This is a genomic window from Streptomyces sp. NBC_00670 (assembly GCF_036226765.1).
In the GTDB taxonomy this organism is placed as follows: domain Bacteria; phylum Actinomycetota; class Actinomycetes; order Streptomycetales; family Streptomycetaceae; genus Streptomyces.
Genome location: NZ_CP109017.1, coordinates 5,104,629 through 5,117,150 on the forward strand (window position 1 = coordinate 5,104,629; position 12,522 = coordinate 5,117,150).

The window sequence follows — 12,522 nt, forward strand, 5'->3', positions numbered from 1 at the left end:
CTCCGGTGCCGGCCGCGGCTGAGGCGAATCCGGATGTTTTTTCCGTTCCGTTACCTGATCCGACGGCCTGGGACATGGCCGGGGAGACGAGGAGGTCGGTGCCGATGGTCCTCGCCCTGACTGTGTGCGGAGCGGTGATCGCGCTCCTGGCCGTCGCGCTCTTCGTCTTCGGCCTCAGACGCCGGCTGATCCAGCGCTCGGGCGGCACCTTCGACTGCAGCCTGCGCTGGGACGTTCCCGAGAAGACCGACACCAGCGGCAAGGGCTGGGGATACGGCATCGCGCGCTACAACGGCGACCGCGTCGAGTGGTTCCGCGTCTTCTCCTACGCGCCCCGTCCGCGCCGCATGCTGGAGCGCTCGGCCATCGAGGTGGCCGGCCGCCGCGCCCCCGAGGGCGAGGAGGAGCTGGCGCTGCTCTCCGAGGCCGTCATCCTGACCTGTCTGCACCGCGGGGTGCGCCTTGAGCTGGCGATGAGCGACGACGCGCTGACGGGCTTCCTGGCGTGGCTGGAGGCGGCGCCGCCGGGGCAGCGAGTGAATGTGGCCTGAGCCCGCGTACTTCTGGCAGACGTGCATCGGCCCCCTTCCCGTGTGAGCGAGCGGGAAGGGGGCCGACGTGTGCGGGGTGAGCCGTGGGGCTAGTTCAGCCCGTTGTTGATCGCGCTCACCAGCTCACCATTGCTGGTGTCACCGCTGAAGTCCCAGAAGAACGCGCCTCCCAGGCTCTGGTTCTTGGCCCACGACATCTTCGTGCCGATGGTGGCCGGGGTGTCGTACGACCACCAGTTGGTGCCGCAGTGCGCGTACGCCGTGCCCGCGATCGTGCCGGTGGCGGGGCAGGAGGTCTTGAGGACCTTGTAGTCCTCGATGCCCTGCTCGTACGTGCCCGCCGCCGGACCCGTGGCCGAGCCGCCCGGGGCGTCCTGGGTGACGCCGGTCCAGCCGCGGCCGTAGAAGCCGATCCCGATGAGCAGCTTGCTCGCCGGGACGCCCTTCGCCTTGTACTTGGCGATCGCGTCGGCCGTGGTGAAGCCGGGCGTCGGGATGCCGTTGTACGAGGTGAGCGGGGAGTGCGGGGCGGTCGGGCCGTCCGCGTCGAAGGCGCCGAAGAAGTCGTACGTCATCACGTTGTACCAGTCGACGTACTGGGCGGCGCCCGCGTAGTCGGCGGCGTCGATCTTGCCGCCGCTGGTGCCGTCGGCCGTGACGGCCGAGGTGACCAGGTTGTTGCTGCCGAACTTGGCGCGCAGGGCCTGCATCAGGTTCTTGTAGGCCGAGGCGCCGCTGGAGTCGCAGGACAGCCCGCAGGCGTTGGGGTACTCCCAGTCGATGTCGATGCCGTCGAAGACGTCGGCCCAGCGCGGGTCCTCGACCAGGTTGTAGCAGGACTCGGCGAACGCTGCCGGGTTCTTCGCGGCCTCGCCGAAGCCGCCGGACCAGGTCCAGCCGCCGAAGGACCAGATGACCTTGATGTTCGGGTACTTGGCCTTCAGCTCGCGCAGCTGGTTGAAGTTGCCGCGCAGCGGCTGGTCCCAGGTGTCGGCGACGCCGCTGACGGACTGGTCGGCGGTGAACGCCTTGTCGTAGTCGGCGTAGGAGTCGCCGATGGCGCACTTGCCGCCGGTGACGTTGCCGAAGGCGTAGTTGATGTGGGTGATCTTCGACGCGGAGCCGGAGGTCACGATGTTCTTGACGTTGTAGTTGCGCCCGTAGGTGCCCCACTCGGTGAAGTAGCCGAGCTTCACCTTGCCGCCGGTGTTGCCGCCGTCGTCCCCGTCACCGGGGTCGGTGGTGCCGCCGCCGGTGGTGTGGACCTTCACCGCGCCGCTGGGGGAGCCGGTCTGGTCGGCGGTGTCGCGGGCCTGGACGGTGTACGAGTAGTCGGTGCCGGCGGTGAGGCCGGTGTCCGTGTACGAGGTGGACGTGACGGTCCCGACCGTCTTGCCGTCGCGCAGGACGTCGTAGTTCTTGACGCCCTTGTCGTCACTGGCCGCGCTCCAGGAGAGCTTGACCGAGGTGTCGGTGACGGAGGAGGCGGTGGGGGTGCCCGGCGCGGAGGGCGGGTTGTCGCCGGGGACCGTGGTGCCGCCGTCGCAGCTCGCGCCGTTGAGCGTACAGGCGCTGGGGGAGCCGGAACCGGAGCCGTTGAAGCCGAAGGAGAGGGAGGCGCCGGGGGCGAGGGTGCCGTTGTAGGACTTGTTCTTGGCGGTCCAGTGGTTGCCGGAGTGGGTGACGTCCGCGTCCCAGGCGGAGGTCACGGACGTCCCGGAGGGGAAGTCCCACTCGATCGTCCAGGAGCTGATGCTGCTGGTGCCGGTGTTCTTGACGGTCCACTTGCCCTCGAAGCCGGTGCCCCAGTCCTGGGTCTTGGCGTAGGTGGCGGTGGCCGAGGTGGCGGCTTGGGCGGGGCTCGCGAGGCCGACGAGCCCGGCGAGGGGGAGAAGCAGGGTCGCGAAACCTGCGGCAGCCCGGTGTCTGAAGCGCATCCGCGCCTCCTTGTGTGGGGTTGTCGGGGGCATGACTGTGCACGCTGCCGCGAGAGTAGAAAGGTCTGGACCATCCGTCAATAGGTCTGGACCACTCTCGGTGCCATGGGCACGGCCCGGTCACACAAGCCCGCCCGCACCACGACGACGGCGGTACGGGCGGGAAGACGTGAACTGCGGTGAGAAGTGGCTCAGCGCTCCCCGCCCGGCACCCACAACACGTCTCCGGTCTCCAGGTTGGCGACGCGGGCCAGGATGAACAGGAGATCGGAGAGCCGGTTGAGGTAGGTCGCGGTGAGCGGGTTCATCGTGTCGCCGTGCGCCTCCAGGGCCGTCCACGTCGAACGCTCGGCTCGCCGCACCACCGTGCACGCCTGGTGCAGCAGGGCCGCGCCCGGGGTGCCGCCGGGCAGGATGAAGGAACGCAGCTTCTCCAGCCGCTCGTTGAACCGGTCGCAGTCCGCCTCGAGCCGGTCGACGTAGAACTGCTCCACCCTCAGCGGCGGGAACTCCGGGTTCTCCACCACGGGCGTCGACAGATCCGCCCCCACGTCGAACAGGTCGTTCTGCACCCGGGTGAGCACCCGGACGACGTCCGCCTCCAGCCCCCCGAGCGCGATCGCCGTCCCGACCACCGCGTTCGCCTCATTGGCGTCCGCGTACGCCGCAATCCGGGCATCGGTCTTGGGCACCCGGCTCATGTCACCGAGATGGGTGGCCCCCTTGTCGCCGGTCCGGGTGTAGATACGCGTGAGATTGACCATGCGGCCAGGGTAATCAGGCCCCTGCCGTCCGGAACACATGTGTGCCCGCCGCCACGGCGAGCGCCGCGAAGGCGACCGCGACGAGGGTGCCGTACAGCATGTGCGCGGTCGCGTACTGGCCCATGTAGGCGTCCCGGACCGCGTCCACCAGGTAGCGGAACGGGACGAAGTGCGAGAGCACGTCCAGCCAGGCCGGTGCCAGGGTCATCGGGAGCATCAGACCGGACAGCAGCATCGACGGCATCGACAGGGTGCTGACCAGCGGGCCGAACTCCTGCGGCGTGGCGACCTTCATCGCCATCGCGTACGACAGCGAGGCCAGCGCGACCGTGAGCAGGGCGACGAACGCGAAGCCGATCAGCACCCCCGTCAGCGGGGCCCGCAGCCCCATCACCAGTGCGGCCAGCACCAGCAGTACCGCCTGGACGACGAAGACGGTGGCGTCCCGCAGCACCCGGCCGAGGAGGAGGGCGAGCCGGCTGACCGGTGTCACCCGCATCCGCTCCACCACCCCCTGCCCCTTCTCCATGATGACCGTGAACCCAGCGAACAGGGCGCCGAAAAGACCGAGTTGGAGCAGCAGCCCGGGGACGAGCACCTGCCAGGAGCTGCCCCCGCCGCCCAGCGGGAGCCCGGTCAGCAGCGGTCCGAAGAAGAGCAGGTAGAGCAGCGGCGTCAACACCCCGAACAGCAGCGCGAAGCGGGACCGCAGGGACTGGCGCAGATGGCGGCCGTAGACGAGGGCCGTGTCGTGGAGGAGGCGGTTGGTCATGTCGGCTGTCCTGCCTGTCCTATACGGAGACGGGGGCGGCGTCGGCCGGAGCGGGACGCCGGCCGGTGATCGCGAGGAACGTGTCCTGGAGCGTGGCGTCGATCGAGCCGCCGTGCGCCAGCTTGAGCGCGGTCGGGGTGCCCTCGGCGACGACCACGCCGTGGTCGACGATCACCAGGCGGTCGGAGAGGGCGTCGGCCTCGTCGAGGTAGTGGGTGGTCAGGAAGACCGTCGTGCCGTGCGCGTCGCGCAGCCGCCGGATCAGGTCCCACAGGTCGGCGCGGCTGCGGGGGTCCAGGCCGGTGGTGGGCTCGTCGAGGAAGAGCACCCTCGGGTGGTGGGTGAGCGCCATCGCGATGTCCAGGCGGCGCCGCTGGCCACCGGAGAGGGCCCCGCACCTGCGGTCCAGCAGCCCGGTGAGATCCAGCTCGCGGGCCAGTTCCTCGGCGCGCCCGGCCGCCTCCGCCTTCGGCAGGCGGTACAGCCGGGCCTGCGTGACCAGCTCCTCCCGCACGGTGATGCCCGGATCGACGCCGCCGGACTGGGCGACGTATCCGCACGCCCGCCGCACCCCGGCCGGATCGCCGGCCAGGTCGTGTCCGGCGACGGTGGCCGCACCGCCGGTGGGGGTGAGCAGGGTCGTGAGCATGCGCAGGGTCGTGGTCTTGCCCGCGCCGTTCGGGCCGAGGAAACCCAGAATCTCGCCCTCGTGGACGGTCAGGTCGACACCGCGCACGGCTTCCACGGGGCCGCGCTTGGTGGTGAAGGTGCGGGCCAGTCCGGCCGCGCTGATGACGGGTGCCATGCCCTACAGAAAAACAGAGGAACTGAAAGATTGCAATGACTCCAAAATTTCAGTCCACCCAAGCCCGACTAGGATGCGGGCATGGCTGAAGGGCTCAGGGAGCGGAAGAAGCGGCAGACCAGGCAGTACATCTCGGATGTCGCCACCGGGCTCTTCGTCGAGCGGGGCTTCGACGCGGTGACGGTCGCGGAGGTCGCCGAGGCGGCGGACGTCTCCGTCAACACCGTCTACAACTACTTCCCCGCCAAGGAGGACCTGTTCCTCGACCGCTCCGCGGGGATGGTCGACCGGCTCTCCCGCTGGGTGCGGGGGCGAGGGCGGGGCGAGTCCGCGGTCGGCGCGGTCCTGCGCGAGTTGCGCGAGGAGGTCGAGGCGGTCTCGCCCCGGGTCGGACTGCTCCCCGGATACGCCGCGTTCACGCGCGTCATCGAGGAGGCGCCCACCCTGCGGACCCGGATGTGGGCCCTCGCCCAGGAGGCCCAGACCGACCTGGAGCGGACCCTGCGCGAGGAGACCGGGGCCGCCGACGACGACCCCCTGCCGCACCTGATGGCCGGGCAGATCTCCTGGGTGCACACGACTCTCACGGCCGTGATCGGGCGGGAGATGAGGGCCGGGCGGGACGTGCGGGAAGTGTCGCGCGAGGTGTTGGGGCTGCTCGACGACATCGAGGAGCTGTTGAGCGACCGGGTGCTCAACTACGCCGTTCGGGGCATGGAATGGACCGAGTCGGTGTGATGTCCGTCAAGTGAGACGTGACCCGCGTTACTTAGCGGTCACAGACGGGCGAACGGGCGCTAGGGTCCGCCGAGAGGACTGGTGACGCGCGTACTGACACCCCGTCCGCGCCCGCCGACACACCGGCGGGCGCCGGCCGCACGCGGCTCACGCGAATGGCGTACACCGGCACCGTACGCACCTCGGGGGGATCACCCGCAGGAGTGAATTCGGTATCGGTTCGCCAACAACCAGCAACCGGACCGCCCATCAGGCAGTCAGGAGTTGCATCGGAGTCGCATCAGACTTGCACCACCACGGACAACGGAGTTCGACACCGCACTCTCGGGGAGCGCATATGCACATCAGGGGCGACCACGCCGGGCTGGTCGTCGGGGGCCGCCTCGACGTCCGGAGCGCGGCGGACGCCCGTACGGTCCTGCACTCGGCCGTCGACGACGGAGTCGGCGACCTGGTGCTCGACCTGTCCGAACTGGACTCCTGGGACGCCACCGGACTCGGCGTCATCATGGGAGCCCACCGGCGGGCCGGGCGGTGCGGCAGGCGGCTCGTCCTGCGCGGCGTCCCGCCCCAGATGCAGCGGCTGCTGGTCGCCACCCGGCTGCACCGCATCCTGGCCATCGAGGGCGGCATCGGCGTGGAGTCGCTGCCCCGCGTCTGAGCGGCCGCCCGCGGGCCGGTTCCTGCCCGGCGTACGGCACCGGGCAGGGGCGTACGTCTCGTCGCGAACCGTACGACGCGCCCAATCCTCATGAAGCCGTGATGTTGCGGACCGCCCGGTACCCCGACTGTTCCGCGATACTGTGCGAAGGTTTAGGGTTCGGCTGCCCGCCGCCCGTCAGCCCGGGCGGGTACCGGACCAGAAGCGACAGCGCGGTGTGCGGCAAGGCCGGGAGGGTTTTCGGCACACGACGCTTTTGGGGGCTAGAACCGATGGACCCGAACAACGCCGGACCCGAGGAGTACGGCCACGACGGTGACGGCCGCGACGGCCGTGAGGACGGTGACGGCCAGGGCCGCACCGCCCGGCGCCCGCCCAGGGACTCCCTCACCGCCGACTTCGGCCAGCACGCGCCCGCTCCGGCCCGCACCGTCCAGCTCGTCGCGGGCGAGTTCCTGCTCACCGTCAACCCGGTGGACGGCAGCGAGATCGAGAACCGCCCGCCGCGGGAACGCCCCGGACACCCGGGACTCCCCGAGCGGCCCGCCAAGTACGGCACCGCCCGCCGAGCCGAGCGCGAGCGCGCCGCCCGGCCGCCCGTGCCGCCGGGCCCCACGCTCCCGGACTCCGGACTGCTCCAGCGCGAGGACGCGCACGAGCGGCTCGTCGGGCTGCTGGCCCGCGGCCGCTCCGTCCGCCTCGTCGGCGCCCGGGGCTCGGGCCGCACCGTCCTGCTGGACGCCGTCGCCGGGGACTGCGCCGACCTCGCCCCCGACGGCGTCGTCCGCCTCTGCGGCCACCGGCGCACCGCCGACGAGCTGCTGGACGACCTCTACCACGCCGTGTACGACGCCCCCGAGTACCGTCCGGGCCGCGACGAACTGCGCGAGGCCCTCGCCGAGATCGGCGCCGTCGTCCTCCTCGACGACCTCGAGTTCGGCGGCGCCGCCCTCGACGACCTCCTCGATGCCACCCCCGAGTGCGCCTACCTCTGCGCCGTCACGCCCGACGTGCCCGCCCCCTCGGCCGAGGCCGCCTTCGAGGACGTCGAACTGGGCGGACTGGACCGCGCCGGCTGCGTCGAACTCCTGGAGCGGGCCGTCGGCCGCGTCCTCACCGAGGAGGAGTCCAACTGGGCCGGCGACCTCCTCTTCGAGTCCGAGGGGCTCCCGCTGCGCTTCAAGCAGGCCGGGGCGCTGCTGCGGCAGCGGGACCGGCTGCGCCTGGAGGCCGAGGCGTTCGACGAGTACGGCGTCTTCGAGGACGCCAAGGCCGGGGCCGACGCCGTCCAGGACACCGCGCCCGAGCCCGGCACCGGCGACGAGGAGCCGCTGCCCCCGCTCGCCGAGGCCGCGGCGGCCGCCCCGCTGCTCGCCTCCCGGCTGAGCCGCTCGGCTCGCGAGACCCTGCAGTTCGCGGTCGCGCTCGACGGCGAGGTCCCGCACCTCACCCACCTCCCCGCGCTCGTCGACGACACCCACGCGGACGCCGCACTCGCCGAGCTGGCCGGCTGCGCGCTGGTCACCCCGGTCGGCGCGCGCTACCGGCTCGCCGCCGGGGTCCTGGAGCAGCTGGTGGCCGCCGGGTACGACACGGCGGCCGAGGAGCACCTGCTGACCGCCGCCCGGCACTACGCCTGGTGGGCCGGGCACCCCTCGGTCACGCCCGAGCGGGTCTCGGCCGAGGCCGACGCCGTGCTGGCCGCGCTCACCGCGCTGGTGCCGCTCACCGCGCCGGTGGAGGAGCACGCCGAGGATGCCTCCGCATGGGAGGCCGGCGAGGAGGCGGAGAGCCCCGTCGCCGTGCGGCTCGCCCGGCAGGCCGCGCCCGCGTTCGCCGCGGGGCTGCGGTGGAGCGCCTGGGAGCGGGCGCTGCGGGCGGGCGCGGAGGCCTCGCGGCTGGCGGGGGAGGTGGCCGACCAGGCGTACTTCCACCACGAGCTGGGCGTCCTCGCCCTCTGCGAGGGCCAGTTGGACCGGGCGCGGGCCGAGCTGGAGACGTCCGTCGGGCTGCGGGGTGCGGTCGCCGACCGGCGGGGGACCGTCGCGGGGCGGCGGGCGCTGGCGCTCGTCGACGACCGGGCGGGGACGGCGCCGGGGGCGGCGCTCGTACTGGCCTCCGACTTCGACGCCGTCGTGGAGCCGGCGGGCGAGGAACCCTCGGTGGGGGGTTCCTCGGCGGCGTGGCCTCCGGTGGGGGACACCGCGACGTTGGTGTCGTACCGGGCGGTGGCGGCGCTGCCGCCGGGGGGTGGTGCCGGTGCCGCTGTCGGCGGGCGTCGGCAAGGCGGGCTCCGTGGGGTGGCGCGCGGGACCCGGCGCAACCTCGTTGCCGCGGGGGCGGGGGCGCTGCTCGTGGCCGTGCTCGGCACGGTGGTGACGCTGGGGGCGACCTCCGACAACGACCACAACGAGAACGCGCCCTCCGAGCGGATCGGGGTCGATCCGTCGATCGGTCAGGACAGTGGGGACGACAGTCTGGGCGGGGACACGGCGAAGAAGGACGGCGACGGGGCGGGGAACGGCGGGAAGGTGGCGGCGCCGTCGGATCCGGGTCCTGACGGGACGTACGGGACGGCGGACGACCCGTCGCCGTCGTCGTCGGCCTCCTCCTCGCCGTCGGCGACGCGGTCGTCGTCCACGGGCAAGGGCCACGGTGGGGGCGGGAAGGAACACGGCGGGGGTGGGGGCGGGGACGACCGGCCGTCCAAGCCGGCCTCGCCGACGAAGTCGACGCCCGAGGGCACGCCTTCCTCCTCGACTTCGTCGAGTACGTCGCCGGGCACGTCCGAGTCGCCGTCGGGGACGGCCACGGAGGATCCGTCCATGACCAACTCGGCGTCCTCGTCATCCAGTACGACGGTGACGAGCAGTGCGCCGGAGCCGGGTTCGTCGGGGGCGACGCCGACGATCTGACCCCGGGTGCGCCCGGGGGCTTGTTCCTCGCCCCCGCCGCCCCTACCCGTCCCATCCCCCAGGGGCTCCGCCCCTTCGACCCCGAGGGGGGAGGGGGACTGTGGGTGGGTGCAGGCGCGTTGTGGTTGCTCGCGCAGTTCCCCGCGCCCCTGTCAGGGGCGCGGGGAACTGCGCGAAACGGGGCGGAGCCCCGTGTGGGGTCCAAGGGGCGGAGCCCCTTGTGCGGATGGGATGGGTAGGGGCGGCGGGGGCGAAGGAAGGTCGGGGAGGGCCGGGGATCAAGAGGGCCCCGGGGGTCAGAACAGGCGGAGTTTGTCGTCCTCGATGCCGCGGAGTGCGTCGTAGTCCAGGATGTGGCAGCCGATGCCGCGGTCCGCCGCCAGGACCCGCGCCTGCGGCTTGATCTCCTGCGCCGCGAACACCCCCCGCACCGGCGCCAGATGCGGATCCCGGTTCAGCAGATCCAGGTACCGCGTCAACTGCTCGACCCCGTCGATCTCCCCCCGCCGCTTGATCTCCACGGCGACGGTCCCGCCGTCGCCGTCCCGGCACAGGATGTCCACCGGCCCGATCGCCGTCATGTACTCGCGCCGGATGAGCGTGTAACCGTCCCCCAGCGTCTCGATCCGGTCCGCGAGCAGTTCCTGAAGGTGTGCTTCCACGCCGTCCTTGATCAGCCCGGGGTCCACCCCGAGTTCGTGCGAGGAGTCGTGGAGGATCTCCTCCATCGTGATGATGAGCTTCTCGCCCGCCTTGTTCACGACGGTCCACACCCCCGCCTCCTCACCACTGCCCTCCTTGAGGGTGCAGGGCGGAGACATCCAGTTCAGAGGCTTGTAGGCCCGGTCGTCCGCATGGATCGACACACTGCCGTCGGCCTTCACGAGGATCAGACGGGGCGCCGAGGGAAGGTGGGCGGTGAGCCGGCCCGCGTAGTCGACGGAGCACCGGGCGATGACGAGACGCATGGTGCGCAACGCTACTCGACGCGCCCGCTCCCGCGCGATCCGACCATGCCTGCGGACTATTCGCGCACGTCGGCGCGGTTCTTGTCGTCTTCAACCGCCCTACTGACGCTTCCTGTTCGCGGATGGCCGATTGTGTGCCCACCGGGGGGCGGCCGTATCCCCGTTTTCCTGGTGCGGCCACGTTTGGTTGCTTACCGTAGAAACAGGAGGTCGCGGGCCATGTACGCAGCGTGTTGACGCCCGGGCCTCTCCGCCCTGTCCGTCGGCCCCCGCGCACCGGGGGTGTGAGAGGAGAACCCATGTCGCTCGACGTCTCACCGGCCCTACTCGAAAAGGCCGAGCGAGGCGAGGTCGACGAAGCGGAATTCGTCGACTGCGTCCGGACCTCCCTGCCCTTCGCCTGGGAGATGATCAGCTCCCTGGTGGCCCAGCTGAAGGTGGACGGCGGCTCGTTCGCCGACAACCAGACGCCGCCGCCGGACGAGCACGCGCGCGGCGAGCTGCTGCGCGCGCTCGCCAGTGACGCGATACGCGGCGCACTGCAGCGCCACTTCGGGGTGCGACTGGCCTTCCAGAACTGCCACCGGGTGGCGGTGTTCCCGCTGGACTCCTCGGTGGACGAACGCCTGGCCCGTTTCACCTCGGTCCGCAGCCAGTTGCTCAACCAGTCCCCGGAACTCCGGGACTGCTGAGCGGGTGTGACGCGGTACGGCCTGCCGCCCCGGGTGCGGAGGGAGCGTATGCGGGGGGAGAGATCCCCGCTCCTCCCGCGACGGTGCGGCAGGCACCCCGGTGGCCCGGGAGGCGGTCGCCCCGGTGGCCCGGGAGGCGGTCGCCCCGGCGGCTACCCCAGCTGCGGAAGCACCTCCGCGCCCAGCCGCCGTACGTTCTCCTCGGTGGCCGCGAGGTCGCCCGAACCCTCCACGAGCAGCGCGAAGCGGGTGATGCCGGTCCGTTCCGACGTCGCCGCCAGCCGGTCGGCGCACCGCCGCGGCGTGCCCACCGGGTGCAGCTCGCACAGCAGTTCCGTGTACGCCAGCGGGTCCCGCATCGCGCGCACCCGGCCGTCCACCGTGACATGTGCCCCGAGGCCCTGCCGCAGCCAGCCCGGCATCGCCTTGGTGAGCGTCTCCACCGCGTCGCCGTCGCGGTCGGCGAGCTGGCAGACCCCGGCCGAGACATGGCCGGCCCCCGCGATCACGTCCCCGGAGACACCGGCGGCCCGTGCGTGGCGCTGCCACAGGGAGACCATCGCGGCCTTGTCCTCGTCCCCGCAGTGCATCCCGAGCAGCATCGGCAGCCCGCGCTCGGCGGCGAGCCGGACGCTGGCGGGCGAGGTGCACGCGACGACGACCTCGGGTCCCGGGTCCTCCGTCAGCGACTCCGACGGGCGGGGCACGACGGGGACCTCACGGAAGGTGAATCGTTCCCCCGAGGCGGCGACGGCGGGTTCCGTCAGCCAGCGCACCAGCAGATCGAGTGATTCCGGGAACCCCTTCTCGTACGCCTCCAGACCGGCGCCGAAGACCTCCAGGTCCACCCAGGGACCGCCGCGCCCCACCCCGAGGGTGAATCTGCCGCCCGAGGTGAGGTGCAGCAGCGCGGCCTGTTCGCCGAGCGCCACGGGGTGCGCGGTGGGCAGGACGCTGACCGCCGTGCCGACCCGGATGCGGCGGGTGCGGCCGAGCAGCAGCGCGGCCAGGGTGATGGCCGACGGGCACGTGCCGTACGGCACGAAGTGGTGCTCGGCCAGCCAGACCGCGTCGAGCCCCGCCTCCTCGGCGACCTCCGCCGTCCGCACGGCCCGGTGCAGCGCCTCCCCGGGGCCCTGGCCCGGGAACTGGGCCGCGAGTACAAAACTTCCGACATGCATGGTGCTTCCTGCTTCCTTGGCCCCGACGTGGAGCTCCCCCGCAGGGCATAACTGCCTGACATGTGCCGAAGTCACGGCTTGGCGGCGCAATTTGCGGATTGTCTTCTCAATGGGCCGTTCGGCCTCTCCGTCGGCCTTTCAACGGGCCGCCCGGCGCCGCGTAACCTGGATCGGACCCCGTACCCGGACCCGTGAGGTGTGCTGTGTCCCCGCGTCGCAACCGACCCAAGGGCGGCGGCTCGTCCGGCCGGAGTGCCGACGAGGACGCGCCCGGCCGTTACGGCGGCTGGCACTCCACCGAGAGCTGGCAGGGCGAGGAGTGGATCGTGCGCCATGTCGCGGGCGCCTCGGCCCAGGGCAAGACCTACCGCTGCCCCGGCTGCGACCAGCTCATCCCCTCCGGCGTCCCGCACGTCGTGGCCTGGCCCGACCACGCGGGCGTCGACGACCGCCGGCACTGGCACAAGGCGTGCTGGAACGCGCGGGACCGCCGCACCACGCGGGTGCAGCGGTCCCGTAACGCGCCCAGGTTCTGAGG

The 12,522-nt window shown here is 72.1% G+C and carries 12 protein-coding genes; 6 read left to right on the forward strand and 6 right to left on the reverse strand.

Annotation, left to right across the window (positions count from 1 at the left end; genetic code table 11):
- The first annotated feature begins 104 nt into the window (after window positions 1-104).
- Window positions 105-551 (forward strand): DUF2550 domain-containing protein, encoded by a 447-nt coding sequence (locus OIE12_RS22845; RefSeq protein WP_329138215.1) that lies wholly within the window; start codon window positions 105-107, stop codon window positions 549-551.
- A gap of 89 nt (window positions 552-640) precedes the next feature.
- Here the strand turns inward: OIE12_RS22845 and OIE12_RS22850 are convergent, their stop codons facing one another.
- The 4 genes from OIE12_RS22850 to OIE12_RS22865 form a co-directional block, all read right to left on the reverse strand.
- On the reverse strand, window positions 641-2,488 hold the full coding sequence (locus OIE12_RS22850) for a glycoside hydrolase family 18 chitinase (protein ID WP_329138217.1): 1,848 nt from the start codon (window positions 2,486-2,488) through the stop codon (window positions 641-643).
- Between the two features lie 191 nt (window positions 2,489-2,679).
- Window positions 2,680-3,252 carry a cob(I)yrinic acid a,c-diamide adenosyltransferase gene (locus OIE12_RS22855; protein ID WP_329138219.1) on the reverse strand — a complete coding sequence of 191 codons (573 nt, stop codon included), beginning with the start codon at window positions 3,250-3,252 and terminating at the stop codon, window positions 2,680-2,682.
- Window positions 3,253-3,265: 13 nt separating this feature from the next.
- The gene (locus OIE12_RS22860) at window positions 3,266-4,024 is read right to left on the reverse strand and encodes an ABC transporter permease (RefSeq protein WP_329138221.1); all 759 of its coding nucleotides are present in this window, start codon (window positions 4,022-4,024) and stop codon (window positions 3,266-3,268) included.
- Window positions 4,025-4,043: 19 nt separating this feature from the next.
- Window positions 4,044-4,829 carry an ABC transporter ATP-binding protein gene (locus tag OIE12_RS22865; RefSeq protein WP_329138224.1) on the reverse strand — a complete coding sequence of 262 codons (786 nt, stop codon included), beginning with the start codon at window positions 4,827-4,829 and terminating at the stop codon, window positions 4,044-4,046.
- Window positions 4,830-4,910: 81 nt separating this feature from the next.
- Here OIE12_RS22865 and OIE12_RS22870 point away from each other — a divergent pair, with 81 nt between their 5' ends.
- The 3 genes from OIE12_RS22870 to OIE12_RS22880 all read left to right on the forward strand — a co-directional run bounded on the left by OIE12_RS22870 (window position 4,911) and on the right by OIE12_RS22880 (window position 9,143).
- Window positions 4,911-5,567 carry a TetR/AcrR family transcriptional regulator gene (locus OIE12_RS22870; RefSeq protein ID WP_329138226.1) on the forward strand — a complete coding sequence of 219 codons (657 nt, stop codon included), beginning with the start codon at window positions 4,911-4,913 and terminating at the stop codon, window positions 5,565-5,567.
- A gap of 337 nt (window positions 5,568-5,904) precedes the next feature.
- Window positions 5,905-6,228: an STAS domain-containing protein gene (locus OIE12_RS22875; RefSeq protein WP_030380016.1), complete on the forward strand. Its 324-nt coding sequence runs from the start codon at window positions 5,905-5,907 to the stop codon at window positions 6,226-6,228.
- A gap of 272 nt (window positions 6,229-6,500) precedes the next feature.
- Entirely contained in the window at window positions 6,501-9,143 is a 2,643-nt protein-coding gene (locus OIE12_RS22880) for an ATP-binding protein (protein WP_329138229.1), read from the forward strand.
- A 296-nt stretch (window positions 9,144-9,439) separates the two neighbouring features.
- Here the strand turns inward: OIE12_RS22880 and nucS are convergent, their stop codons facing one another.
- A complete protein-coding gene (nucS, locus tag OIE12_RS22885; protein WP_030380014.1) occupies window positions 9,440-10,111 on the reverse strand; it encodes an endonuclease NucS in 672 nt (223 codons plus the stop codon).
- Window positions 10,112-10,410: 299 nt separating this feature from the next.
- Here nucS and OIE12_RS22890 point away from each other — a divergent pair, with 299 nt between their 5' ends.
- A complete protein-coding gene (locus OIE12_RS22890; protein WP_329138231.1) occupies window positions 10,411-10,803 on the forward strand; it encodes an SCO5389 family protein in 393 nt (130 codons plus the stop codon).
- Between the two features lie 152 nt (window positions 10,804-10,955).
- On the opposite strand, the gene OIE12_RS22895 is transcribed toward OIE12_RS22890, so the two are convergent.
- Entirely contained in the window at window positions 10,956-11,984 is a 1,029-nt protein-coding gene (locus OIE12_RS22895) for an LLM class flavin-dependent oxidoreductase (protein ID WP_329138234.1), read from the reverse strand.
- 203 nt (window positions 11,985-12,187) lie between these two features.
- Here OIE12_RS22895 and OIE12_RS22900 point away from each other — a divergent pair, with 203 nt between their 5' ends.
- Entirely contained in the window at window positions 12,188-12,520 is a 333-nt protein-coding gene (locus OIE12_RS22900; RefSeq protein ID WP_329138236.1) for an ATP/GTP-binding protein, read from the forward strand.
- The last annotated feature ends 2 nt before the right edge of the window (window positions 12,521-12,522 follow it).